Origin of the sequence: Desulfofundulus thermosubterraneus DSM 16057, from assembly GCF_900142025.1 — a bacterium.
Lineage (GTDB): Bacteria > Bacillota > Desulfotomaculia > Desulfotomaculales > Desulfovirgulaceae > Desulfofundulus > Desulfofundulus thermosubterraneus.
Genome location: NZ_FQZM01000008.1, coordinates 65058 through 91106, shown reverse-complemented (window position 1 = coordinate 91106; position 26049 = coordinate 65058). Strand labels below are relative to the sequence as shown.

Genomic DNA, 26049 nt, shown 5'->3' with positions numbered 1-26049 from the left:
TTTGACTATAATTTGCGTTACTTGCCAATATGAACGTTTTTTCAATATATTTAAAAAAAGGGGGAGAACAAGCACTTTATGCTGTTTCCAGACATTATTTCATAAAAACATGGAGTAAAAGCAAAGTTTCAAATATAAACCCTCCCCGAGGGGAGGGATCGTGTAGTTACAACCAGGTTCTAACTGCAACGGCTACAGCATGGAAAAAAGCAGCGTAAGTACCTGTTTATTTGCCACTAATAGGAACTGTCGCAAAACCACAAACGAAACGGGCGGCGGTGGTCCCTTAAGGAGCAACCCAGCACTCACTGGAACATCTCTTTCTTTAGAATTACCATTGATCATGTGTATATAACGTTACTCCGAAGGAGTGCTTTACCAGTGAGTGCTGGGCTGGAGGGCCAGAAACGAAACACACGCAGCGCTCACAAGAGAGATTAAGGGGTTCGTTCGTGCTTAAAAAAGCAGGCCCTGCGGAGTGGGTACCTTTAAAAACAACCAGAAAGTAGCGTAAAGGGCGGCGGTCACCAGCAACCCGAAGAGTCCGGAAATGCCCAGGGAGGGCAGGTTCCGCCCCCGGTCGCTCAGCCACCAGGAAAGCAAGGTGAGAAAAACAAAGGTGGAAACATAAAAACCGGCATAATTAATGCACGCCACATAAACCAGCGAAGCGACCACTACGAGCCACGCTCGGCCGTAATCAATTTTTTCCTGATCGCTATGCTGCTCTTTGCATCCTGTAAGGCCGCGCACAACCAGAACCAGGCCCATCATGACCAGAAAAACCTCCAGCACCAGGGGGAAGACTTTGCTGGCCAAGGAGAGCTCCCGGCCCTGAAAACCAAAGAGCAGAGCCACTACAATGCTGGCCACACCGGCAATCAGGTCCGCCTTACGACTGGACACCGTCAACCGCCTCCTTTGTGCTGCACCCCCGCCGCCTGCTTAAAAGCCAGGGAGTGATCACCGAAAGTACGGTCAGGACAATCAAAATCAGGGAAATTGGATGGGTGAAGAATACCTTGAACACTGAGCCGTCAGCTCCGGCCAGGGCGATGGACTTGCCCAGGTTTTCCTCCACAATGGGCCCCAAAATAATCCCCAGGGCCATGGCTCCTGTATCCAGGCCGATGCGGCTGCCAAAGTGACCTACCAGGCCAAAGAAGATCATGATCATCACGTCCACCATGCTGTTCCGGATGGCGTAGGAACCGATGATGGACAAAGCTACAATGGCCACCCCTACGTAGGATGTGGGCACGTTGAGCACCCGCGCGGTGCCTTTGATCAGCAAAGAACCGACCAGCACCATGAGGACGTTGACGACCAGCAGGGAAACAATGAAAGTATAGGCCAGGTTGCCACTGGCGGTAAAGATCTTAAACCCCGGCGTAATGCCGTGCACCAAGAGAGCACCCATCATCACCGCCGCCACGGCGCTCCCCGGAATGCCCAGGCACAGCATGGGGATCAAGCTGCCGCCGATGGTGGCATTGTTGGCGCTTTCGCTGGCCGCCACTCCCTCAACAATACCCGTGCCGTAGCGGGAGGGATTCCTGTCCCAGCGCTTGCTTTCGTTATAGGCAATGATGGAGGCAATCTCCCCGCCCGCCCCGGGCAGTATACCCACAATGGCGCCGATGACAGAGGAGCGGGTTAAAATCATCTTACAGTCCTTCCACAGCTTGCGCACCACCCGCATGAAAGCACCCGGGTTAGGTTTATAATCGGCGATATATTTCTGCCGGCTGCCCACCAGGTTGATCACCTGGGAAAAGGAAAAGAGACCGATCATGGCCGGAATTACTTCAATCCCCTGTACCAGGGGGTAGTAACCGAAGGTGAACCGTGGCACCCCTTCGATGGGGTCGAGACCGATGGTGCTCACCAGAAGGCCCAGGGCCCCGGAAACCAGTCCCTTGAACACATTACCCGCCGACATGGCCGCAATGGTGCTCAGGCCAAAGATGCACAGCCAGAAAAACTCCGGCGCGCCGAACTTCAGGGCCAACCGGGCCAGGGGAGCAGCCAGGAACAGCAGGAACAGGGTGCCGACAATTCCCCCGAAAGCCGAAGAAAGCAGCGACGCATTGAGCGCCTCGTCGGCCTTACCCGCCCGGCACATAGGCCAGCCGTCAAAGGTGGTGGCCACCGAGGAAGGGGTGCCGGGGGTATTGATCAATATGGCCGCGTTGGAACCGCCGTAAATGGCCCCCGAATAAATGGCCCCGAGCATGATCAGGCCGCTGGTGGGGTTCATGGCAAAGGTCAGAGGCACCATCAGAGCCACGCCCATGGTGGCCGTCAGTCCGGGCAGGGCGCCGATGAGAATCCCCCCGGTTAGACCGGCAATGGCCAGAAAAAGGTTAAAGGGCTGTAACGCGTTTATCAGGCCCGCCCCGATCTGTTCCCACATGCAAATCCTCCTTCCCTTGACAAAAGGGGGCAGGCTTCCTGCCCCCTTTCGTCCACTTATGAACCTACGCCTTCAACAAACCAAACTTGGTCAGAAGTTCTTTGGACTTTTCGTTCTGCTCACGAACGTATTTTTCAAAGTCTTCCCCGGACATGTACTCCGCCGGCTGGCCGGCTTTTTCCATATCTTTCAAATATTCCGGGTCCTCGGCTATCTTCTTGAAGGTGTCCCGCAGGAACTGTACCACCTTGGGATCTGTCCCCTTTGGAGCCACAAAACCGCGGCGGATATCGGATACTATATCAAGGCCTTCTTCCTTAAAGGTGGGTACGTCGGGTAAGAACTTGGAACGCTCCTCGCTGGCTACAGCCAGGACGCGCATTTGCTCCAGACTGCGCATGACATCGTTTACGTTGCCGATCATCACGTCAATCTCGCCGCCCAGGAGAGCTGCGTTCTGGTCGGCTGCTCCCTTATAAACCACCTGGGTTACCTTGATGCCCGTCTTATCCTGCAGGTCCAGCAGCATCAGGTGGTGACCGGTGAAGGTGCCCACAATACCAACCTTCAGCTTTTCGGGGTTCTTTTTGGCGAAATCCAGGACTTCTTTGACAGACTTGAACTTGCTGTCCTTGCGCACCGCCAGCACCTGCGGGTCGTTAACCACCTGGCAAATGTACTCAAAATCATCGATGGTATACTGAGCACCCTGACCCAGGGGCTGCAGCACGATGTGAGGCACGTTCACGCCACCGATAGTGTAGCCGTCAGGAGCGGACTTGGCTATTTCTGCAAATCCGATGGCTCCACCGGCACCGGTCTTGTACTGGAAGACCCAGGGCTGTTTCACAAGCTTGTCCCAGTACTTCTGCATGATCCGGGCCTGCACGTCGCTGGAACCGCCAGCGGTGAAGGCGATAATCATGTTAACCGGTTTGGTGGGGTAATTCTGTTCACCGGAGGAACCGGCCTGCTTTTGCCCGCAACCGGCAGACAGCAGTACCAGGGCAGCCATAATGCCCACCAGCAACAAGGCAACAAATTTTCGGTTTCCTTTCACCACATAGCCCTCCTTGTTTGCATGTGTTTGGCAGAACATGGGGAAAATCATCCTTTTACCTCTCCAAAAAGCCCTTCCTCCGCCCCGGGTCCCACCCCCTATTTTAATAAACCTGTTCTTGTACGGCCCCTGGATTCATGCTTCCAGGGGCTGTACACCCAGTTCGCGAGCCAAATCGTTAAACTCCTTGAGCAGGTTCTCGCTTACCGGGATACCGCCAGTTAACCTTTCTTCGGCTTTCATCTGCCGCCTTTCGCCGGGGATCAAAATGCGTTCAAACCCTTCGGCCAGGGGCACGGCCTTAATACTGCGGATCATATCAGCCATCCGCTCATGGAAGGTTTCCACCGGCATCAGGCGGGACACATCGATGGCGATAAAACTGTGTCCGATGTTTACGGGCTCCAGGCTGTCGTCATAAATCCAGCCCACCCCGGGTCCGTAAGCAGAGCCGGAGATTATTCCCGACATCACTTCCACGGCCAGGGCCAGGGCGTACCCTTTGGCGCCACCTATCGGCAGCACGGCTCCTTCCAGCGCCTTCTTGGGGTCAGTGGTGGGCCGCCCGTCGGCATCGATGGCCCAGCCAGGGGGAATCTCCCGCCCTTCCTTGGCCGCCAGAATGATATTCCCTCGGGCCACGGTGGAAGAGGACATGTCCACTACCACCGGGTGCTTGTCCGTAGGAAAGGCAAAAGCAATGGGGTTGGTACCGAAATAAGGCCGCCTGCCACCCCAGGGAGGAATTCCGGGAGGGGTGTTGGTAAAAGCCATGCCTACCATTTGCCGCCGGGCGGCCATCTTGCAGTAATAGGAGGCGGCACCGAAATGGTTGCTGTGTTTGGTGGCCACAAACCCTACGCCGTATTCCGCCGCCAAACCAATGGCCACTTCCATGGAACGTACGGCCACCAGCTGTCCCAGGCCGTTGTCCCCGTCTACGACGGCCACGGCTCCCGACCTTTCCACGGTAATCCGCGGCCGGGCATTGATCCGCCCGTTTCTAACCCGGGACAGGTAAATGGGCAGGCGGCTGATGCCGTGGGTATCAATGCCTTCCAGGCTGGTATCGATTAATACATCGGTAACTACATCCGCATCCCCTTCGGGCACACCGGCAGCTACCAGGAGTTTCCGGCAAAATTTAGTCAAGATTTCCACGGAAAATTTATCTGCCACTATAGTCGCCCCCTTATCTAACCACGCAGCTTGACGGCTCTCCCCGCAGGATCTTGACTACTTCCTGAGCCACGAGAACCGATGTTTTTACTTGTGCTTCCTCGGTTAAGCCGGCTATGTGGGGGGTTAAAATCACATTGTCCAGTTTAAACAGGGGGGAATCCTGGGGCGGTTCCTGGGCAAGTACATCCAGCGCCGCACCGCCGATCTTACCCTCCCGGAGGACGTTGTACAGGTCCTCCTCATTCACCACCCCGCCCCGGGCGGTGTTGATCAGGTAGGCCGAAGGCTTCATCAGGGAAAGGGTTTCCCTGTTGATTAAGTTGCGGGTGGCATTATTTAACGGCACGTGCAGGCTGACAAAATCAGCCTGGGAAAGGACGGTTTTTAAATCGGTCAACTGCACGCCAAATTCGGTGCAGGCCACTTCATAAGGAGGGACAAAAGGATCGTAGCCCAGTATTTTCATGCCAAAAGCCTGTGCCCGGTAGGCCAGGCGGGTGCCGATTTCACCGGTCCCGATGAGACCCAGGGTTTTACCGTACAACTCCATCCTGGTGTAAAGGCGGCGGTTCCAGCCGCCCCCCTTCACGTGGGCGGTAGCCTCCTCCAGCCGCCGGGCAAAGGTAAGCATGGCCGCGAAAACATACTCGGCCACCGAGATGGCGTTGGCGTTCCGGGCATAGACTACCGGAATGCCGGCCTCCCTGGCCGCCGCCAGGTCGATGTTATCCAAACCCACGCCCAACCGCCCGATAACCTTCAAGCGGGGCGCTGCCTGAATTAATTCCCTGGTTACCCGGGTCTGGTTGCGCACCACCAGGGCATCGGCATCCACCAGTTCCCGGGCCAGGTCCTGTTTCCACAGGTTGGCGTCATAAACCACGTTTCCCAGTTCGGAAAGGATTTGCAACCCCTCTTCCCAGATGAGCTCGCTCACAACTATTTTCACGCCTGGTCACTCCCGGTTCTGATTATAAATATTAGAAAATCTTATTATTGCGGGTAAAATAATTCCTCCTACCTCTGAGGTCATACCACGCTAGTTGATTACTTGTATTGTAACTGCACCCCGTTTGCCGTGTCAATGGCCTAATTTTGCATTGATTAAAGGGCCCGGTCCACACTCTCGATGTGCTCCAGCATGGCTTTTACGGCCGCCTCTTTGTCCCGGCGGGCCATAGCCTCCACAATGCGCAGGTGATCCCTGATGGACTGGGCAGCACGACCCGGAATGGCCGTGGTGCGGCTGCGCATGCGGTCGTAGACATGGTACAGGCTGCTCACAATGGCAATTAAAATGTGGTTGCGCGTGGCGTTAAAGATGGCCCCGTGGAAACGGGCGTCATGCTCCCGGGCGTAGGCGGGATCGATGTCGTCCCCTGAAACCTGGACCAGGGCATCCTCCACTATGCCCCGCAAGGCGTGGATTTCCTCATCGGTGGCCCTTTCCACCGCCAGGCCGATGGCCTGGGTCTCCAGGACCTTGCGTACCTCCAGCAGTTCCTTGACTTCGTCCTTTTTAACCACCAGAAACTCGCCCAGGGTGTTCATCAACGAACTGACGTCGTTTTGGGCAATAAAAATCCCTTGACCCTTCTTAATGGTCACCATCCCCATGGTGGCCAAGGTCTGGATGGCCTCCCGCACCGAGGTGCGGCTGACATTCATTAACTGGGCCAATTCCCTTTCCGGGGGCAGGCGGTCACCGGGCTTTAACTTTCCTTCAGCAATCAGGGAGCGAATTTGAGCCACAATGCGCTGGGAACGGTTGATGTTCTCCGAAACCACCGGTACAAACACCTGAGCACCATCCCTTTGTCCAAAAATTGCAGAAAAGTGATTGCAAGGATTGCTATATCAAAAAGTGGTCATACCTCATGCCACACCTTTTGAGGGGATCTTACCATCCCCTCAACTCAAAATCAAGAGGACAAATCAAACCAGGTAAATCAGTCATGGGAAGCGGTTTCCCGGGAACGGCGGGCTTCCTGCCGCTGCAGCAGCCCCAGAAGCGCGGCCAGGATTAGTCCTACCGCCAGGGTTCCCACCATGGAGGGAATGCCGGGATAATGGTGCCAGACCAGCAGGTAAACCGTGGATACGACAATGGACATAATCATCAAGGGGAAGGCTATCTTAAAGAAGCCGATGAAGGTAATGGGCTGGCCCCGTTTTTCGGCCATGCCGATGACCACCACGTTGGCCGAAGCGCCGATGATGGTCCCGTTGCCCCCCAGGCAGGCTCCTAAAGAAAGCGACCACCAGAGCAGGTTCAGGTCACCCAGATGTCCCAAGCGGCCCATGTCCTGGATGAGGGGAATCATGGTGGCCACAAAGGGGATGTTGTCCACGAAGGCCGAGGCAATGGCCGAAAGCCACAGAATCAACATGGCTGCCGGCACCAGATGCCCTCCGGTAACATCCAGGGAAAACCGGGCAACGGCCTCGATGACGCCCACCTTTTCCAGCGCACCCACCACCACAAAGAGGCCCACGAAGAAAAAGATTACCGGCCATTCCACGGCGTGCAGGGCGTGCTCGGGATCCTCCCGGCTGAGCAACAATAAAAGGCTGGCCCCGGACAGGGCAATCACCGAGGATTCCAGATGGACGTACTGGTGCAGCACAAAACCGCCGATGGTGAGGAATAATACGAAAAGGCACTTTTTGAGCAGCACCGGATCTTTGATCTCATCCCGCTCGTCCAGGTTCATGATGGCCGCCTGCAAATCGGGCCGGGCCACCAGCTGGCGGCGGTAGATCAAGCGCAAAGCAAATATGGTCAATACATAAATTACTACGATTACCGGAGTAAGGTTTATAATGAAGTCCATAAAACCCAAACCGGTTTTGCTCCCAATCATGATGTTGGGCGGGTCCCCAATCAGGGTGGCCGTACCGCCGATGTTGGAGGCAAGAATTTCCGCAATCAAAAAAGGTACGGGACTGATGCACAACTGGCTGGCAATGGCAAAGGTCACAGGTACAATGAGGAGAACGGTGGTCACGTTATCTAAGAAGGACGACAGTACCGCCGTGACCAGGGAAAGGGCGGCCATAATGCGCAGGGGTTCCCCTTTGGCCTGCCGGGCGGCCTTGATGGCCAGGTACTCAAAAACCCCCGTCTGCCTGGTGATACCCACAATCACCATCATGCCCACCAGAAGGCCGATGGTGTTGAAGTCGATGGCCTCCGTAGCTTCCTCGGGATGGATTATGCCGGAAAGAACCACCAGGGCCGCACCGGCCAAAGCGGCCACCGAACGGTGTATTTTTTCGGAAACGATCACTGCATAGGTAATGAGAAATACCGCCGTGGCAAAGATAACCTGGAATTCTGAAGACAACGTCATACCCCTCCCTTACCAATACAAAGCCCGCTAAGGCAAAATTGCTGTCTGGATTAAGTATTTCATACGAGCGGTTATACCCGTTCCTTGCCCGGCTTGTTTAACAAGCTCCATCCAAACTGGGCAGGCCAGACTATCGCTCAACCTACTTGCTGACCTAATTTTGACAAAAAGCCGGTTTTCCCTCTTTAAAGTTTTTTAAACTCTTGCTTAATTAACCGAGCGGTCTTACCTCATGCCATTTTGCCGGAACTAGTTTAACACAGAGCCGAGGCATCCGCAAGTTATATGCACTAAGGGTTAGTATCAAGATTTAACAGGTAACTGTGTTCTGAAATATACTCGCCCACTGAGATCAATTTTTTGCGTCGATTTTTTGCATGAAGCGGGAGCAAAAGTAGTTGACACCTGGTGAGAATAGCAGTACAATCTATCCAAACAGCGGTCATACCACATACCACAGACCTCAATTAACTAATTAACCCGGGTGTTAACCATTTGGCCGGGCCCGGCCAGCAATTGAAAGTAAACTTTCACAAAGAGAGGGGAGGCCAACAACCATGGCGGTAAAGTTTTTTGTGCACCATGAAAAAGACACCGTAGGAGTGGCAGTAGCCGATATTAAAGCCGGCGAAACCGCTACCGGCTGGGTGATGGATACTGACAATGAAATCACCGTGACGGCCATCAACGACATTCCCCTGGGCCACAAAATAGCCCTGTGCGATATTTCCGCCGGCGACACTGTAATCAAATATGGCGAGTCCATCGGCAAAACTACCCAGGCCGTCAAAAAAGGGGAACACGTGCACATCCACAACCTAAAGACTGCGAGGTGGTAAAGATGACACTAAAATTCATGGGATACCGCAGGGAGAACGGAAGAGTGGGAGTCCGTAACCACGTAGTGATTCTGCCCCTCGATGATATATCCAATGCCTGCGCTGAAGCAGTGGCCAACAACGTAAAAGGGACCATCGCCCTCCCGCACCATTTCGGCCGCCTTCAGTTCGGCCGTGACCTGGAGCTTTTCTTCCGCCAGTTAATTGGCATCGGCAGCAACCCCAATGTAGCCGCCTGCGTAGTCATCGGCATAGAGTCGTCCCACTGGACCACCCGGGTGGCCGAGGGAATCGCCAAGACCGGCAAGCCCGTGGCCATGTTCGGAATTGAAAGATACGGCGACTTCAACACCATCGAGCGGGCTTCCAGAAAAGCCAAGGAATTCGTTCACTGGGCCAGCGAACTCCAGCGGGAAGAATGCGAAATCGCCGACCTGGTGGTCAGTGTGAAGTGCGGCGAGTCGGACACCACCTCCGGCCTGGCTGCCAATCCCACCGTAGGTAAAGTGGTGGAGCGGCTGACAGCGGCCGGTGCCTCCTGCAGCTTCGGCGAAACCACCGAACTAACCGGAGGCGAGCATATTGTTGCCGCCAGGATGAGAACCCCGGAACTAAGGGACAAATTCATGGCCCTTTTCAATGACTACCAGGCCCTCATCATGCGGGAAGAAGCCGACCTCCTCGGCTCCCAGCCGACTCAGGGCAACATCATCGGTGGTTTGACCACCATTGAAGAAAAAGCCCTGGGCAACATCCAGAAGATCGGCAATTGCATGGTGGACGGCGTCCTTGAATCTGCCGAATACATTCCTCCGCGAACCGGCAAGCTCTGGTTTATGGATACCTCTTCTGCAGCGGCGGAGGCCGTAACCCTGTGGGCGGCCGGCGGCGCCGTGATTCACCTCTTCCCCACCGGCCAGGGCAACGTGGTGGGTAACCCCATCGTCCCGGTCATTAAACTGACGGCCAATCCTATTACCGTCTCCACTATGTCCGAGCACATTGACGTGGACGTATCCGGTGTACTCCGCCGCGAACTGACCCTCGATCAGGCCGCCGACAAGTTGATGGATATGATCATCCGCACCGCCAACGGCCGCCTGACCTCCGCCGAGGTGCTGGGCCACAGGGAATTTGTCATTAATAAGCTCTACCGCAGCGCTTAAATGAAATCCCCTCCTTACTCCCCCATTATATAGTTAGACCCCGGGAGCAAGCTTCCGGGGCTTTTGCTTGTATGCTGGCATTCAGCTTTGTAGCTCGGGGAGGTTTTTAAAATACTCCAGCGCCTCCGGGTTGGCCAGAGCGTCCTTGTTAAGCACCGGCTGGTTATGGATGACATTGCGCACCGCCATTTCCACCTTTTTGCCGTTCAAGGTGTAGGGAATGTCCTTGACGGCAATGATCTTGGCCGGGACGTGGCGGGGCGTCGTGTTATCCCGAATGGCGGTCTTGATTTTATTGATTAACTGGCCGGTTAGTTCCACGCCTTTGGCGAGCTTGACAAAAAGGATCACCCGCACGTCGTTGTCCCAGTTCTGCCCCACCACGATGCTGTCCAGGACTTCGGGCAGGGATTCCACCACGCGGTAAATCTCTGCCGTACCAATGCGCACCCCGCCGGGATTCAGGGTGGCGTCGGAACGGCCGTAGATAATCACGCCGCCGGTAGCGGTAATCTCCACGTAATCCCCGTGACGCCACACGTTGGGATAGACGTCAAAGTAGGTGCTCCTGTACTTCTTCTTGTCGGGATCGTTCCAGAAGTAGACGGGCATGGAGGGGAAGGGAGCGGTGCAGACCAGCTCGCCCTTCCGGTTGATCAGGGGTTTCCCGTCGGAATCGTAACTTTCCACTTTCATGCCCAATCCCCGGCACTGCAGTTCCCCGGCATACACCGGTCCGGTTGGGTTGCCCAGGGCGAAGCAGGAGATGATATCCGTGCCCCCGGAAATGGAGGAGAGGCAGACATCCTGTTTGATGTCCCTGTATACATATTCAAAGCTTTCCACCGGCAGGGGTGAACCGGTGGACAGGATGGCCTTTAGCTTGCTCAGGTTATAGCTTTTCCCGGGTTTCACCCCGGCTTTCTCCAGGGAGGCCAGGTACTTGGCACTGGTCCCGAAGATGGTGATCCCCTCGTCCTGGGCCAGCTTCCAGAGGGCCCCTGCCTCGGGATAGAAGGGCGAACCGTCAAAGAGGAGCACCGTGGCCCCCACGGCCAGGGAACTGACCAGCCAGTTCCACATCATCCAGCCGCAGGTGGTGAAATAAAAGATGGTATCTTCCCGTTTCAGGTCGGTATGCAGGATCAGTTCTTTCAGGTGCTGGATGAGGGTGCCCCCCGCCCCGTGGACGATGCATTTGGGCACCCCGGTGGTGCCGGAGGAATACATGATGTATACCGGGTGGTCAAAGGGCAGCCGGTTGAATTCAATCTCAAATCCTTCGCCGGCAGCCAGGAAGTCCTGATAGGGCACTGCCTTTGGCACGCGGCTGATGTCCGGTTCTCTTTCCGTATAGGGAACCACCACGACCCGTTCGATGCTGGGGATTTCCTTTACGATGCCGGTTACCCTATCCAGGGAATCGTAGGTTTTGCCGTTGTAGGAGTAGCCGTTGGCGCAAAACAGCACTCTGGGCTGGATCTGCCCGAACCGGTCGTACACCCCTTTAACGCCAAAATCCGGCGAGCAGGAGGACCAGATGGCCCCGATGCTGGTGGTGGCCAGCATGGCGACCACGGTTTCGATCATGTTGGGCATGAAGCCCGCCACCCGGTCTCCCACGGTAACGCCCATCTCCCGCAGGGATTTGGCCAGCCGGGTCACCTGATCATAGAGCCCGGCGTAGGTCAGGCGCACCGGCTCTTCCATGGCCTCCCCCTTAAAAATGAGGGCCGTATGTTCGTCCCGGTAACGCAGCAGGTTCTCCGCAAAGTTCAGCTCCGCTCCCACAAACCACCTGGAACCCAGCATGTCCTCGAAGTTCTCCACCACCCGGTCGTAAGGACGGGAGGCGATGATGCCCCCGAATTCCCACATGGCTTCCCAGAAGGCGGGAGCGTTTTCAATGGACCACTGGTAGAGTTCATTGTAAGTGGTAAAATTGCGGCCGTGCTTTTTGTTTACAAATTCCATGAAGCGGGTCATGTTGGCCTGTTTTTTTCTCTCTTCCGGCGGCTCCCAGAGTAATTTCCTCACCGTTCCTGTTACCCCCTTTGTCCGGGACGAAAGCACTGTCCCGGATTAAAAAAATTCTGAATTTATCCTTTATTAAGTATATTCGCCGCCGGAAAATAAAACCCTGCCCGCCTCCATACTAATCCATGCAAACCTCACGTAAAAGCGGCGGTACCACCCGTTCAAAATGCTTCTTCACCTGGTCCCAGCCGACGTCGCGCAGCAGGACGGGATCCCTCTCCTTTTCGGCATCGGCAAAATAGGTGAGGCTTTTCAGTACATGATACAGGTTGAAGTTGGATCCGGCAAACTTGCGCCGGTAAAGTTCCAGGCACTCGCGCAAGTCCGCAATTTCCCGGTTAATAAAGTAAAGGTCAAAAAAATCCTTTTTGCTCCCCCTGGAGGCAATGGCTTCTATTTTCATCGGGGCAATATCCTGGGGACAAGCCACCTTGCAGTCCAGGAAAAGGGCAGGAGGAAAGAGCAACGGATAGCGGTAGTACAAAAAGCTTATTTTGGTTTCCCGGAATATACCGTGCAGTGTCCCCCACCGTTCCTCCAGCAGCAGAAACTGTCCCACTTCCTGCAGCCTTTGCTTGAGCAACAAGGTATCCACATGGAAAGGTGAAAAAAAATCCAGGTCTTCGGAAAGGCGGTGCCCCAAATGCAGGGCCAGTGCGGTGCCGCCCGCCAGGTAAAAATCCCGCAGCAAGCCGGCGGAACTTAATAATTCCAGTGCCTTTTGTCCCCTCTGTGGGAGGGCGGACGCAAACATCTAAGCTCATCCTCCTGCAAATGGTAATAACAGCGCCAGAAACTACCTGTTTTGATTGAAAGCCGGGGGCTGGTTTTGATCACTTCCAGCAACTCGGCATCAGTATATTGTTCCAGCACCCAGCGAATGGCCCGGTCATTGCCGAACTCCAGCAATCGCTCGATGACAAAATAATAATCGGCCCGGGCATCCAGGTCGGCAAAGGCAACGTCCCAAAAAAACTGTTTTAAAAACCCGGGCAGCGACACCGGAGATCACCGTCCCTTATCAACCAGTGGGTACTGTCGCATAACCGGTTGGGCGGCGGTCACCCTTAGTAACGACTGCCACCCGCACCATCATTGGTTTTGCGAAAATGGTGTTTTCGAGTGGATGCTCTTCCCCAATCTTTTCGTGCTAAGCCGCGTGCACTTTGTTTGCCTCATGGAGGTCCCGCAGGAAATTTTCCAGTCCGCCCAGGTAATTCAGGGGATCGTCCGGGGTATTCCGGGTCCGGAGGCGGATTTCAAATTCTTCGTTACTGCTGCTGAATTTTACCCGGTTGGTGTACTGCTTACTTATCTCCACCAGCGCCTCGCCCCGGAGGTTGTGCTCTGGCGCAAACAGCAGGCGGAAACTCCCCGGCTGGGCTGTAATGGATTTAATCCCCAAGGAGCTGGCCAGGGCCCTCAAGCGGGCCACGGTAAGCAAGGTGCATACCGGCTGCGGGGGATCCCCGAAGCGGTCCACCAGTTCATCCTCCAGCTCCACGACCTGCTCTTCCCGGCGCACCACGGCCAGGCGACGGTACAGATCCACCTTCTGGTTGCCGTCCCGGACATAGGTATCGGGGATATAAGCTTCCACGGGCAGTTCGATGGAGGTTTCCACCACCTTTTCCGGCACCTCTCCCCTGGCCTCCCGCACCGCCTCCTCCAGCAGACGGCAGTAGAGGTCGAAGCCCACCGCGGCAATGTGGCCGTGCTGCTCGGCGCCCAGCAAATTGCCCGCGCCCCGTATTTCCAGGTCCCGCATGGCAATCTTGTACCCGGAACCAAACTCGGTAAACTCGCGGATGGCCGCCAGCCTTTTTTCCGCCATTTCGTTTAAAACCCGGTCACGGCGGAAGGTAAAGTAGGCGTAGGCCAGGCGGTTGGAGCGGCCCACCCTGCCCCGCAGCTGGTAGAGCTGGGCCAGGCCGAAATTATTAGCATCTTTAACAATCAACGTGTTGACATTCGGAATATCCAGGCCGCTTTCAATGATGGTGGTGCAGACCAGCACGTCATAAGCACCGTCCATGAAATCGAGCATGATTTGTTCCAGTTCCTCTTCCTTCATCTGCCCGTGGGCCACCGCAATGCGGGCCTCCGGTACCAGGCCCTGCAGCCAGGCGGCCACCTGGTCCAGATCCATCACGCGGTTATGCACGAAATAAACCTGGCCACCCCGGCCCATCTCGCGCCGGATGGCCTCCCTGATGAGCACCGGGTCCTCTTCCAGGACGTAGGTCTGCACCGGGAAGCGGTTTTCCGGAGGTGTTTCCAAAAGGCTCGTGTCCCGCACACCCACCAGCGACATGTGCAGTGTGCGGGGGATGGGGGTAGCGGTCAGGGTGAGCACATCCACATCCTGCTTCAGCCGCTTTAACTTTTCCTTGTGGGCCACCCCGAAGCGCTGCTCCTCGTCCACCACCAGAAGACCCAGGTCCTTGAACACCACATCGTCCTGCACCAGGCGGTGGGTGCCGATGACAATGTCCACCTGGCCCGAGGCCAGGCCCGCCAGCACCCGGCGCTGCTCCTTCGGCGTGCGGAAGCGGCTTAAAACCTCGATGGTCACCGGAAAGCCAGCAAAACGCTCCCGGAAGGTGTTGTAATGCTGCTGGGCCAGGATGGTGGTGGGCACCAGTACGGCCACCTGCTTTCCGTCCATGACCGCCTTGAAGGCGGCCCGCAGGGCCACCTCGGTTTTGCCGTAGCCCACGTCCCCGCAGAGCAGGCGGTCCATGGGACGGGGGCGTTCCATATCCGCTTTGACTTCCTGGATGGCCCGGAGCTGGTCGGGAGTTTCCTGGTAGGGAAAGGCCGCTTCAAATTCCTGCTGCCACGGCGTATCGGGGCTGAAGGCATGGCCGGGCAGGGCCTGGCGGGCGGCGTAGAGGGCCAGCAACTCCTGGGCCATCTCCCGCACCGCTTCTTTTACCCGCCCCTTGACCCGGGACCATTCCCCTCCCCCCAGGCGGGACAACCGGGGAGCTTCCGCTTCGGCCCCCAGATATTTCTGGATCAACCCTACCTGGTCGGTAGGCACATACAGTTTGTCTTCCCCGGCATACTTGATCAGTAAATAATCCTTCTGCACGCCCCCGATATTCAGGGAAACGATGCCCATGTAACGGCCGATGCCGTGGTTTACATGCACCACGTAATCGCCTGCTTTTAAGTCCGTTATAGGTTCCGGGTGGCCGGCGGTCCGGGCACGCACCCGCTGGGTCCTTTTCCACCGCTGGCCATAGATATCCGCCTCGGTGATGACCACCAGCCGGCCGGAAACCAGCTCAAATCCCCCGGAAAGGCGACCTGCGGCAAGGGCAATGTTGCCGGGCGTCACGGGCCGGTCCAGGGAACCGGTCACGTAGGCGTCAAGCCCGGCATTGCGCAGTTCTTCCGCCAGGTGCCGGGCCCGCTCCTCGGTGGAGAGCAGCATGACCACGGCATAGCCGGATTTGCGCCAGTGACGTACTTCATCGGCCAGCACATCCAGGCGCCCCAGAAAAGAATGCATACCCCGGGTGGAAAAAGTAACCACATCGAGGACCATCAAATGCTGGGGCTGGCGGGTTAAGAGGGAAAAATAAATCGTTTTGCGCCTGTGCAGCTGCTGCTCGATTTGCTGCCACGTTGCATAGCCCTGGACCTGCCCGGGCAAAACGCGGCCGGCGGATAACAGCTCGCTATAGGTTTCCGACCGCTCTTTGAAGATGCTTTCCGCCAGCTCCCGGATGCGGATGAGGTCGTCCACCACCGTCAGATTGGCGAAGGGCATATAATCCAGCAGGGTGTAGGGATGGCGGTAGAAATAGGGCAAAAACTGATCCAACCCCGGGTAGTAACCACTGGAGGCAATTTGCTCCCTGGCGGTTTCCCCCAGTTCCTCCAACCGGCGGCGCACTTCCAGGGTGGAACTTTCGGTAACTTTCTTGAGCTGCAGGCGATACTCCGTTTCCAGGACATCCAGCGCCCGGGCACGGCTCTCCTCCGTAACCACCAGTTCCCGGGCGGGAGGAAGGGAAACTGCACCGGCCCGGTCAATGGAACGCTGGGAGTCGGCATCAAAAAAACGGATGGAATCCACTTCGTCGTCAAAGAATTCCAGCCGTACGGGGTGCTCAAAGGTCAGGGGGTAAACATCGAGAATACCGCCCCTTAAGGCCAGTTGACCCGGGCCTTCCACCATTTCCACCCGCTCGTAACCCACGTCCACCAGCTGCCGGACCAGTTCTTCCAGATCCACCCTATCACCCACGGCAAGGTCGATGATGGCGCGGCGAAAGACCTCCGGCGGGGAAAGGCGGCGCAGTAGGGCCTCCAGCGGTGCCACCACCACACAGGGTTCGTCCCGGGAAAGGGCCACCAGCGCCTTCAGCCGCTGGGCAAGCACCTCTTTGCCGTGGGCCAGGACCTGGTAGGGCAGCAACTGCCATACGGGAAACAGGTAAACGGGAATGCCGGGCAAAATGGAGGCAAGATCATCGGCCAGCACGGAAGCCTCACTATCTCCCGGCGTGATGATTAAAACCGGGCCACCCACGGCGTCAATGAGGCCCGCGGCAACCAGGCTGCGCTGGGCTCCGGAAAGACCGAAAACCAATTGCTGGCCGGCTTGCCGGGACACGGCGGCAAGCAGGGTTTTAAATTCTGAACTTTTTTGCAATGGTTCCAGCAGTGCACGCATTTTTAAGATGAACCTCTTTCGAAAATGGGCATCACAAAAAGAGCTTTAGCGCAGCTAAAGCCCTGTACGCATCGCAAGCTACGTTTACATCAGTGCAACCAGAGCGGGCCCTGGTAAAAAAGGGGTCCGGGAGGACCGTATAACGTCTCCCGGCAGTCATCGCAAAGGCAATACTGAAAGATCACATTCATTATATCCCCGGAATCCTCCCCAGTCAAGGCGGCAGAGACCAGCCTGCCAGCACCGTCGCTACTGATCCTTTCCTCCCTGACCACCTGATCGCAGCACTCACAAATATGGATTATTTTCATCTATAGATGCATCCTTTCTTGAACAGGCAGCGCTCATGCGCTTATAGGGGCACCCTCAAAGCCGGTTTTCAATGAAATATTTACAACGCTAGCATCTTTACGGTTTCCCAGAAAGATTTACCACCAGTTTGTTCCAACTCATGTGCAGTAAATAGGCTCCGGCCACGGCCAGCAGGGCATTGGTGGTGAGCCGGTAAAGCCAACCGGCGGCCAGCCCAAAAGCGGTATGGGAAGCAAGGCTCACCAGCCCCGCCGCCCAACCCCGCCCGCCCCGGGCGGCCTCCCACAACCCCTCCACCAAACCAAAAATGAAATGGGCCAGGGGAATGGATGTTCCCAAAAAAAGGGCAAAACTTGTTTTGGCCGCCTCTTCAACCCCGGGAGCCACATAAACCACGGCAAAGACACCCGCACGGCTGAAAATAAGGCCGTTAACCAGCCAGGAAGTGGCGGCCGCCAGCACTCCGGCCGGGATAAAGGCTAACTGATTCATCTTTATCCTAGTATGAACAAAAAAAGCCGGCCTCTATACCCGGCCGGCGTTAAAGAGATTCATGGCCGCATCCAGGCCCCGGGTAAGGGCTACCTGAATGGCTTTGGAAGCATCGGCCACTGCTTTCTCCATCAGCGGTCCTTCTTCCTCTGTAAACCGGCTCAAAACCCAATCCACCACCTGATAATCCGACCCGGAAGGACGCCCTATGCCCACACGCAAACGGGCAAATTCCCGGCTGCCCACCAGCTCAATGATGGACCGCAACCCCTTGTGCCCTCCGTCCCCCCCGGACTTGCGCAGGCGCAGGCGGCCGGTGGGCAAATCCAGGTCGTCGGAAACAACCAGCAGTTGAGACGGCGTTAGCTTGTACCAGTTTAACAGGGCGGTCACCGCTTCACCGCTTCTATTCATATAGGTTAAGGGCTTGGCCAAAACCAATCTCTGGCCGGCTACCTGTCCCTGGCCGACCAGGGCACGCAAAAACACCCGGTCGATTTTAATGTCCAAATCCCGGGCCAGTCTATCCACAACCATAAAGCCCACATTATGGCGGGTCCTTGCATACTCCGGACCGGGATTGCCCAATCCCACTACAAGCCACATGATTTTTTCTCTCCTTTCCACGACCATTGTATCCACAACGGGCCTCCCCCGCAACCGTAAGGTTTTTGCCGGGACGATAAAAAAGCTCCGGCTTTTTTCCGGAGCTTTACCTGGTTCTGGTTCTACAGCCCGCCATGGGGTGGATAAACTCCAGGCCCGGGTGCAAATGCCAGGGGTCCACCGGCAATAACAGCGCCAATGGCCGCGATGGGAATGAAGACATAGCGTATTGGCCCGCTGGTCCCCGCAACGTGCAACTCAACGTAATCGATGCCAACGGCGTGGAGCATACCCGTAACCTCAAAGGTCCCGACCTGGTGCCTCATGAGGTGCATCACATAAATCGTTACCTGCTGCCCCTGGAGCTGACGCAGGCGATCAACCAGAGGCAAGGCCATATCCATGGCACCGTAATATGACTGCAACTGGGCTTCGGACATATTCTACCCTCCCCGCATAAATATGGTTCTGCTGCCATTTTATGTAGGGAGGGGCTCTTTGGTGTTACCGGCCTGCCAATACATTTTTTGGATTGACAGGCAATTAACTTCTTGTTATACTGTATACATGATACATTATACATTAATTTCTCGAGGTGTTTACCATGACACTAAATGAAGAAGCAATTGAAATGCACCGGAAATTCCACGGAAAAATAGAAGTGGGCAGAAAAGTATCCATCGATAATGAACACGATCTCTCATTGGCCTATACCCCGGGCGTGGCTGAACCGTGCCGCCAAATTCACGCCCAAAAGGATCTGGTTTACGAATATACCGCTAAAGGTAACCTGGTGGCCATCGTCTCCGACGGTACTGCCGTACTGGGATTGGGAGACATCGGCCCGGAAGCAGCACTGCCGGTAATGGAAGGTAAAGCCCTGCTCTTCAAGCAACTGGCGGGTGTCGATGCTTTTCCCATTTGCGTGGGCAGCAAAGATATCGATAAAATTGTCGAGACGGTTAAAATGCTGGAACCGACCTTTGGCGGCATTAACCTGGAAGATATTGCTGCACCGGCCTGTTTTGAAATTGAGCGCCGGCTGAAGAAGGAAGTGAGCATTCCCGTTTTCCATGATGATCAGCACGGCACTGCGGTGGTCACGGCTGCCGGGTTATTTAATGCCTTAAAAGTGGTGGGCAAAGAGATAAGCGAAGTGCGGGTGGTTATAAACGGGTGTGGCGCAGCGGGTATAGCCGTAGCCAACTTGTTGTACTACCTGGGCGTACGGGATATCGTGCTTTGCGACAGCAAGGGTGTGGTCTACCGCGGGCGTACTGGACTCAATAAGTACAAGGAAGAAGTGGCCTGCCGCACCAACCCGCGGGGAATTAAGGGCCGGCTGGCTGATGCCTTAAGCGGCGCAGACGTCTTCATCGGTCTGTCAAGACCCGGTCTGGTGACACAGGACATGGTACGCAGCATGGCTCCCGGTGCTGTCGTCTTCGCCCTCGCCAATCCCGTACCGGAAATTATGCCCGATGCAGCCCTGGAGGCCGGAGCGGCAGTGGTAGCTACCGGGCGTTCCGATTTCCCCAACCAGATCAATAATGTGCTGGCCTTCCCGGGCATCTTCCGCGGTGCCCTGGACGTGCGGGCAACCGACATTAACGATGCCATGAAGGTGGCTGCCGCCCGGGCCATTGCCGGCCTGGTAACTCCGGGGGAACTGGGGCCCGGTTACATTATTCCCAAGCCTTTTGATCCCCGGGTGGCGCCGGCGGTGGCCGCAGCCGTGGCAGAAGCGGCCATGCAAACAGGAGTGGCCCGGTTGAAGGTAGACCCCGAACAGGTGGCCCGGCATACCCGTGAACTAACTGCCCGTCATGGCCCCGGCCTTACCGAACTGAGAGCCAGCTAAGAAACCCCGGTTTTCACACGGGGTTTCTTTTTTGCCCAATCTCCAGGCATAACAAAACGCCGGGGCGGCCCATGCCTGAAAGCCCCGACGATTTTCCAAATTATTTTACCCTGCCCCAGCGGATCACGCTGATTTAGCAAAGCATGCAGTAAAGTTACTCCTCCCCGGCTTCCGGAGAGGCTTCCTTCTCCTCGCCGGCTTCTTCCTCACCCGGCACCTTTTCCACTGCCGGAGCCACCACTGTAGCCACCACTTCTTCGGGATCGTTGAGAACCTTTACGCCGGGCGGCACGGGGAGGTCCGCGACGTGAACAGTATCCCCTATTTCCAGCCCTGAAACGTCCATAGTCACGGCCTCGGGGATGTCTGCGGGCAGGCAGGAGATTTCCAGCTCCCGCATCTGTTGTTGTAGAATGCCTCCCTGCTTCACTCCAACCGGCTCGCCTTCAAGCTCCACCGGCACGGTGGTGGTAATCTTTTCTGTAAGGGAAACCTGCTGGAAGTCGGCGTGGATCAACTCGCCGCGCAGGGAGTCGTATTGAAGTTCTTTGATCAAAACCTTGTCCTGTCGCGCCTGCCCCTCTCCGGTGATCTTCAGGTTGATCAGGGTGTTCCGGCCGCCCTCACCGGCCAGGATGTTCTTCAGTGCCCGTAGCTCCACCTCCACCGGAATGTTGCCGATAGCCTTGCCGTAAACAACGGCGGGAATTTTTCCTTGTGCTGCCAACCGGTGCCGGTAACCTTTCCCCCGGCCGGTTCTTACTTGCGCCAACAGACTGGCTTCCATGGTAACCATCCCTCCTCAATCCTGGCATAAAACCGCATTCTTCTCTAGTATTCCCTTTTTTTGGTCATATCAACTCGGAATGAAGCATATGGATTAGGGACAGGAAAGCTACCTAAAGGGGGTCAGCAGATGCGCAAGAGCAAACAATTTACTGGTATGCCGGTTATCAGCCTGCAGGAAGGACAGCAAATCGGCGTGGTCCGGGGGCTGGTGGTGGACCCGGAGAAGAAAGCGGTGGCCGCCCTGATCATAGAACAAAAAGGCTGGTTCAAGGAACAAAAGTATGTCCCCTTCAACCGGGTGCACAGCGTAGGGGAAAATGTCATTACCGTGGACCGGAGCACCAATGCCGAAAGGGGCGCCAAACTCCCAGATATTGTGAAACTGGTCAAGGACCGTATCGGGATCATCGGCGCCCGCATCGTCACGGAAAGCGGCACCCTTTTAGGACAGGTGGATGAGTATTATGTGGATCTTGAAGCCGGGGATATTGTGGGCCTGGAATTCTCCGGCGGGTTTTTGGACAGCGTTATTTCCGGCCGGGCCTTTTTGGACACCACCTTTGTCCGTACCATCGGTAAAGAAGTAATCGTCACCAGCAACGAGGCCCTGGCCAATGTAATCAAAATTGAGGGCGGGCTGGCGGAGTCCCTGCGCCAGCTGCAGAAATCGACCAGCCAGGCCTGGGATACCACCCGGCAAAAAACCCGGGAACTGGGAGAAGCAATAAACCGCTCCCTGGAGCGGGTCAGGGGTCCCCGGGATGAGGAAACCACCTGTTCCTGCCATCAGCACCCGGGTCCCAACGGCGAAGCCCGCGGGCAGCGGGAACAGCCGCCGCCAGAAAATTAAGCAAGGCAAATATGCCGGTGTAAGAACCTTAAAATTTTGCACCGAAAAATGCACCGGTAACGCAGGCCGGTCCAAGCCGGCCTTATATTTTAATCGAAAAGCTTGCTTACCGATAGATCTTCGTGAATGCGGATAATGGCCTCGCCCAGCAGGGGTGCCACGGAAAGAATCTTTATTTTATCGATCATCTTTTCCGGAGGTATGGGTATGGTGTTGGTGACCAGTACCTCCTTGATCGGCGCTTCCTGCAGGCGCTGGACCGCCGGACCGCTCAGCACCGGATGGGTACAGCAGACGTAAATTTCCTGGGCACCAAATTTTTTCAGTGCCGCCGCACCCTGGGTAATGGTACCGGCGGTATCAATGATGTCATCAATCATGATGACTTTTTTACCCTCAATGTCACCCACAATATTCATAATTTCCGCCACATTGGGTTCGGGCCGCCTTTTGTCGATGATAGCAATGGGCGCACCAATGCGCTCGGCCAGATCCCTGGCCCGGGTTACCCCGCCCAGGTCGGGTGAGACAACCACCACGTCCTTTAGTCTCTGCTGGATGAAATACTGGGCCAGGAGTGGCACCCCGGGGAGATGATCCACAGGGATATCAAAGAATCCCTGGATTTGCCCCGCATGCAGGTCCATGGTTATTACCCGCCGGGCACCGCTGGCAGTGAGGAGGTTGGCCACTAGTTTGGCCGTAATGGGGTCCCTGGCCCGGGTTTTCCGGTCCTGCCGGGCATAGCCGTAGTAGGGCAAAACCGCCGTAATACGCCGGGCAGAAGCCCTTCTCACCGCGTCCACCATTACCAGCAGTTCCATCAAATGCTCATTTACCGGATGACAGGTGGGCTGGATAATAAAAACATCGGCCCCCCGCACGCTTTCATTTATCTTGACCTGAATTTCCCCGTCGGAAAAGCGGGTAACCTTGGCCGCGCCCACACTAACACCCAGGTACTGGGCAATCTCTTCAGCCAGCTGGGGGTTAGCGTTGCCGGTAAAGATTTTTAATTCTTTACGCGATGACATCCTTCTACCTCCAACACTGATTTCCGAAAACCAGGGTGCCCAACCCGGCGGCCCGGGGAGCATGACTACCCCCTCCTTTAATCACCGGCGCAAAAAATTACTTTTCTTCACAGGATTCTTTTTTGGACTTCTTCTGGAGCCAGTTTTCTATATTCCGCTGGCGCCCCCGCTCAATACCCAGCGCCCCCGGGGGCACATTTTTGGTGATGGTGGAACCGGCACCAATGAAAGCCTTCTCCCCCACTTCCACCGGTGCCACTAAATTGGTATTGCTTCCAATAAAGGCCCCGTCCCCAATAATAGTGGGCCACTTCTTTTCCCCGTCATAATTGCAGGTAATGGTCCCGGCACCTATATTAACGCCCGAACCGACGGTGGCGTCGCCCACGTAGCTCAAGTGGGGGATCTTGCTTCCCCGGCCCACCACCGTCTTTTTCAATTCCACAAAGTCTCCCACCTTCACATCCGGGGCCAGAACACATCCCGGCCGGATATAAGCAAAGGGGCCAATGGTACAATTATCCCCGATTTTACTTTCCAGGATTACCGAGTGCTCGATAACCACGCCGTTGCCTGCCTGGACATTGAGCAGCCGGCTTCCCGGGCCGATGATACAATGTTTACCGATTATGGTATCTCCCTCGATAATTGTAAAGGGGTAGATCACCGTGTCGCGACCTATCTCTACATCCCGGTCGATAAATGTGGTGGCGGGGTCCATTACCGTCACACCGGAGAGCATCAGCTCTTCCACTATCTGCCGGCGCAGGTAACTTTCCACCCGGGCCAGCTGCCGCCGGTCATTGACCCCCTCCACTTCCCGGGCATCCTCCACCGTCAGCGCGGCTACAGGCTCACCCTGCTGCACGTAATGGCCAATAATGTCAGTGAGGTAATATTCCCCCTGGGAGTTCTCCCTTCTGAGGGTGGACAGGGCGGCAAAAAGCCCGGGCGCGGAAAAACAATAAATACCCGTATTTACTTCCCTCACCGCCAGCTCCCCGGGTGTGGCATCCCGTTGTTCCACAATTTTTTGTACCCGCCCCTCCCCGTCCCGGATCACCCGGCCGTAACCGGTGGGATCTTCCAGGCAGGCGGTAAGGACGGTGGCTCTGGCTCCCGCGGCGGCATGGGCCGCCACCAACCGGGCCAAAGTCCCGGCGGTTACCAGCGGAGTGTCCCCGCAGACCACCAGAATGGTACCGGGGAAGTCGGCCAGCAGGGGAGCGGCCTGGAGCAGGGCGTGAGCCGTGCCCAGTTGCTGCTGCTGGTAGACCACCTTCGCCCGGCCCTGGACGGTACGGGCTACCAGATCGCCGCCAAAACCGGCCACCACCACGATTTCCTCTGCCCCGGCCCCCCGGACCGCATCCAGGACGTATTCGATCATGGGCCGGCCACAAACCTTATGCATTACCTTGGGCAGGTCGGATTTCATACGCGTACCCTTACCTGCCGCCAGAATTACGGCCGCCAGTGACATCAGGCGTCCCCCTTGTCATCTCAGGGATCGCGTGAAGGGGCTGCCACCGGCAGCCCCGCCGTCAAAAAACCAGTTCTTAATCCCGATAACAGGATTCAACAAAAAACGTGATTTTCCTCTTCGTCAGATAATTTTTATACTTTTCGCACAAAAAGAGAGCATAGCGATCACCGAAAGTGCAGGTCCTTAACTATGCTCCGCTTTTACAAAAAACATGACAATATCATAGCCCAACCCTGGAATGAAAAGGCTAAATGGCCTGTTCATAGGCCTGCAACACCGCGGTTTCAATAATAGCCCTGGCTGAAGAGTTGATGGGGTGCGCTATATCCCGGAATTCACCGTCGGGGGTTTTGCGGCTTGGCATAGCCACAAACAAGCCCTTGTTCCCCTCCACTACCTTTACGTCGTGGATAACAAACATATTATCCAGGGTGACCGACACAATGGCCTTCATTTTTCCTTCGGGGAGAATTTTGCGCACCCGCACATCCGTAACAACCACTCCCTCACCACCTTCCTGCAACCTCAACTGACATTTTTGAATCACCGGGTAGCACTGATCGAAGCTGCCCCACCCGATACCTGTTAACCTGTTTTCTCCACGAATGTAAAAATTCCTGCAATTTTCCATTTCACTATTATAAAAATTTTTCCTAGATCCTTTCCACCCGGTACCCTTCCCGGGACAGGGCGGCCATGACCCTCCCCACATGTTCCACGTCACTAGTTTCCAGCAGCAACTCAACCTCCGCCTGTTTTAAGGGCACCTGAGGTTTAATGCGATCGTGGTTAACGGAAATTACGTTCGCCCGTACGGCGGCCAGCACGCCCAGCAGGCGCTGTAAACTGCCCGGTTGATCCGTAACCACGGTGCGCAAGCGGGTGATGCGTCCGGATTTGACCAGCCCGCGTTCAATGATGATGGAGAGAATGTTGACGTCAATGTTTCCCCCGCTTAAAACCAGGGCCACCTTCGCCCCGGGCAAAGACAGGTGCCCGTGCAAAAGGGCGGCCAGGACCACCGCCCCGGCCCCCTCGACTACAATTTTGGAACGCTCCAGGAGCATTAAAATGGCCCGGGCAATTTCCTCGTCGTCCACCAGCAGCACATCATCCACATAACGGCGAATAACCTCCAGGGTAAACTCGCCCGGACGACGCACGCTGATCCCGTCGGCAATGGTGGCGGTGGCAGCCAGTTGCTGCCGGCAATTGCCTTTGAGGGAAAGATAAACCGCCGGTGCCCCCCGGGATTGGATACCAATCACGCGCACCCGGGGTTTCAATGACTTAATGGCCACGGCGATACCGGCAATCAGCCCGCCACCGCCAACGGGCACCAGCACGGCGTCCAGATCGGGCAACTCGTCCAGCAACTCCAGGCCTATGGTACCCTGGCCCGCCGCCACCAAGGGATCGTCAAAGCCGTGCACAAGGGTGGCCCCGGTTTCCTTTTGCATCTGGCGGGCGTAGTCAAAGGCCTCGTCATAACCTCCTCCCGCCAGGATTACCCGGGCGCCGTAACCCCGGGTGGCCATAACCTTGGAAATGGGAGCACCCTCCGGCATGACCACCGTGGAGGGAATGCCGGCCCTGGTGGCCGCACAAGCCACCCCCTGGGCGTGGTTTCCGGCGGAAGCGGCAATCACACCCCGCTGCCGCTCTTCCAAAGTCAAAGACATGATCTTGTTGTAGGCACCCCGAATTTTAAAGGACCCGGTCTTTTGCAGGTTCTCTAGCTTGAAATAAACCTCGCTGCCGGTAAGACGGGAAAAAGTGGTTGAATGATCCAGAGGTGTGGGGTGAATGACGCCGGCAAGGCGCTTTCTGGCCTCCTGGATCATAGCCAGATTCAGGGGAAGGGGCATGAGAAAAC

At 56.2% G+C, this 26049-nt stretch carries 24 protein-coding genes; 4 read left to right on the top strand and 20 right to left on the bottom strand.

All coding sequences use genetic code 11. From position 1 onward, the window contains the following. Positions 1-456: 456 nt before the first annotated feature. The 7 genes from BUA65_RS03885 to BUA65_RS03855 all read right to left on the bottom strand — a co-directional run bounded on the left by BUA65_RS03885 (position 457) and on the right by BUA65_RS03855 (position 8005). A complete protein-coding gene (locus BUA65_RS03885; protein ID WP_072867456.1) occupies positions 457-906 on the bottom strand; it encodes a tripartite tricarboxylate transporter TctB family protein in 450 nt (149 codons plus the stop codon). After that, positions 893-2416 (bottom strand): tripartite tricarboxylate transporter permease, encoded by a 1524-nt coding sequence (locus BUA65_RS03880; protein ID WP_072867455.1) that lies wholly within the window; start codon positions 2414-2416, stop codon positions 893-895. Before BUA65_RS03880 ends, BUA65_RS03885 begins: the two co-directional genes overlap by 14 nt. 64 nt (positions 2417-2480) lie before the next feature. Continuing rightward, complete coding sequence (locus tag BUA65_RS03875) at positions 2481-3476, bottom strand: tripartite tricarboxylate transporter substrate binding protein (protein ID WP_072867464.1); 996 nt, start codon at positions 3474-3476, stop codon at positions 2481-2483. Positions 3477-3611: 135 nt separating this feature from the next. Further along, entirely contained in the window at positions 3612-4655 is a 1044-nt protein-coding gene (locus BUA65_RS03870; protein WP_072867454.1) for an Ldh family oxidoreductase, read from the bottom strand. 13 nt (positions 4656-4668) lie between these two features. After that, positions 4669-5607, bottom strand: coding sequence for a hydroxyacid dehydrogenase (locus BUA65_RS03865; protein WP_072867453.1), 939 nt, complete (start codon positions 5605-5607; stop codon positions 4669-4671). A 155-nt stretch (positions 5608-5762) separates the two neighbouring features. After that, entirely contained in the window at positions 5763-6458 is a 696-nt protein-coding gene (locus tag BUA65_RS03860) for a FadR/GntR family transcriptional regulator (protein ID WP_072867452.1), read from the bottom strand. A 149-nt stretch (positions 6459-6607) separates the two neighbouring features. Continuing rightward, a complete protein-coding gene (locus tag BUA65_RS03855) occupies positions 6608-8005 on the bottom strand; it encodes an ArsB/NhaD family transporter (protein ID WP_072867451.1) in 1398 nt (465 codons plus the stop codon). 563 nt (positions 8006-8568) lie between these two features. Between BUA65_RS03855 and BUA65_RS03850 the strand changes: the two genes are divergently transcribed. After that, the gene (locus BUA65_RS03850) at positions 8569-8850 is read left to right on the top strand and encodes a UxaA family hydrolase (RefSeq protein ID WP_072867450.1); all 282 of its coding nucleotides are present in this window, start codon (positions 8569-8571) and stop codon (positions 8848-8850) included. A 2-nt stretch (positions 8851-8852) separates the two neighbouring features. After that, positions 8853-10016: a UxaA family hydrolase gene (locus BUA65_RS03845; RefSeq protein WP_072867449.1), complete on the top strand. Its 1164-nt coding sequence runs from the start codon at positions 8853-8855 to the stop codon at positions 10014-10016. An 81-nt stretch (positions 10017-10097) separates the two neighbouring features. Here BUA65_RS03845 and BUA65_RS03840 read toward each other — a convergent pair whose 3' ends face one another. From BUA65_RS03840 to BUA65_RS03805, 8 genes are all read right to left on the bottom strand, one after another. Further along, on the bottom strand, positions 10098-12053 hold the full coding sequence (locus BUA65_RS03840) for an acetoacetate--CoA ligase (protein WP_072867448.1): 1956 nt from the start codon (positions 12051-12053) through the stop codon (positions 10098-10100). A 118-nt stretch (positions 12054-12171) separates the two neighbouring features. Beyond that, positions 12172-12807 carry a nucleotidyl transferase AbiEii/AbiGii toxin family protein gene (locus tag BUA65_RS03835; RefSeq protein ID WP_072867447.1) on the bottom strand — a complete coding sequence of 212 codons (636 nt, stop codon included), beginning with the start codon at positions 12805-12807 and terminating at the stop codon, positions 12172-12174. Next, positions 12756-13055, bottom strand: coding sequence for a DUF6922 domain-containing protein (locus tag BUA65_RS03830; protein ID WP_072867446.1), 300 nt, complete (start codon positions 13053-13055; stop codon positions 12756-12758). Before BUA65_RS03830 ends, BUA65_RS03835 begins: the two co-directional genes overlap by 52 nt. Before the next feature lie 148 nt (positions 13056-13203). Then, the gene (mfd, locus tag BUA65_RS03825) at positions 13204-16743 is read right to left on the bottom strand and encodes a transcription-repair coupling factor (RefSeq protein ID WP_072867445.1); all 3540 of its coding nucleotides are present in this window, start codon (positions 16741-16743) and stop codon (positions 13204-13206) included. An 89-nt stretch (positions 16744-16832) separates the two neighbouring features. Continuing rightward, positions 16833-17054 (bottom strand): hypothetical protein, encoded by a 222-nt coding sequence (locus tag BUA65_RS03820; protein WP_072867444.1) that lies wholly within the window; start codon positions 17052-17054, stop codon positions 16833-16835. Positions 17055-17151: 97 nt separating this feature from the next. Continuing rightward, positions 17152-17547, bottom strand: a complete 396-nt coding sequence (locus BUA65_RS03815; protein WP_072867443.1) for a hypothetical protein — start codon at positions 17545-17547, stop codon at positions 17152-17154. Between the two features lie 33 nt (positions 17548-17580). Next, the gene (pth, locus tag BUA65_RS03810; RefSeq protein WP_341349602.1) at positions 17581-18180 is read right to left on the bottom strand and encodes an aminoacyl-tRNA hydrolase; all 600 of its coding nucleotides are present in this window, start codon (positions 18178-18180) and stop codon (positions 17581-17583) included. Positions 18181-18275: 95 nt separating this feature from the next. After that, positions 18276-18593 carry a hypothetical protein gene (locus BUA65_RS03805; RefSeq protein WP_072867442.1) on the bottom strand — a complete coding sequence of 106 codons (318 nt, stop codon included), beginning with the start codon at positions 18591-18593 and terminating at the stop codon, positions 18276-18278. Between the two features lie 164 nt (positions 18594-18757). Between BUA65_RS03805 and BUA65_RS03800 the strand changes: the two genes are divergently transcribed. Next, entirely contained in the window at positions 18758-20014 is a 1257-nt protein-coding gene (locus tag BUA65_RS03800; RefSeq protein WP_072867441.1) for an NAD(P)-dependent malic enzyme, read from the top strand. 154 nt (positions 20015-20168) lie between these two features. Here the strand turns inward: BUA65_RS03800 and BUA65_RS03795 are convergent, their stop codons facing one another. Beyond that, positions 20169-20801 carry a 50S ribosomal protein L25/general stress protein Ctc gene (locus tag BUA65_RS03795; RefSeq protein WP_072867440.1) on the bottom strand — a complete coding sequence of 211 codons (633 nt, stop codon included), beginning with the start codon at positions 20799-20801 and terminating at the stop codon, positions 20169-20171. Positions 20802-20930: 129 nt separating this feature from the next. Between BUA65_RS03795 and BUA65_RS03790 the strand changes: the two genes are divergently transcribed. After that, on the top strand, positions 20931-21653 hold the full coding sequence (locus tag BUA65_RS03790; RefSeq protein WP_072867439.1) for a PRC-barrel domain-containing protein: 723 nt from the start codon (positions 20931-20933) through the stop codon (positions 21651-21653). An 89-nt stretch (positions 21654-21742) separates the two neighbouring features. Here BUA65_RS03790 and BUA65_RS03785 read toward each other — a convergent pair whose 3' ends face one another. The 4 genes from BUA65_RS03785 to ilvA all read right to left on the bottom strand — a co-directional run bounded on the left by BUA65_RS03785 (position 21743) and on the right by ilvA (position 26041). Continuing rightward, complete coding sequence (locus BUA65_RS03785) at positions 21743-22687, bottom strand: ribose-phosphate diphosphokinase (RefSeq protein ID WP_072867438.1); 945 nt, start codon at positions 22685-22687, stop codon at positions 21743-21745. 97 nt (positions 22688-22784) lie between these two features. After that, on the bottom strand, positions 22785-24170 hold the full coding sequence (gene glmU, locus BUA65_RS03780) for a bifunctional UDP-N-acetylglucosamine diphosphorylase/glucosamine-1-phosphate N-acetyltransferase GlmU (protein ID WP_072867437.1): 1386 nt from the start codon (positions 24168-24170) through the stop codon (positions 22785-22787). 250 nt (positions 24171-24420) lie between these two features. Further along, positions 24421-24675 (bottom strand): septation regulator SpoVG, encoded by a 255-nt coding sequence (gene spoVG / locus BUA65_RS03775; protein ID WP_013821316.1) that lies wholly within the window; start codon positions 24673-24675, stop codon positions 24421-24423. Positions 24676-24826: 151 nt separating this feature from the next. After that, positions 24827-26041 carry a threonine ammonia-lyase gene (ilvA, locus tag BUA65_RS03770; protein ID WP_072867436.1) on the bottom strand — a complete coding sequence of 405 codons (1215 nt, stop codon included), beginning with the start codon at positions 26039-26041 and terminating at the stop codon, positions 24827-24829. Positions 26042-26049 lie beyond the last annotated feature (8 nt).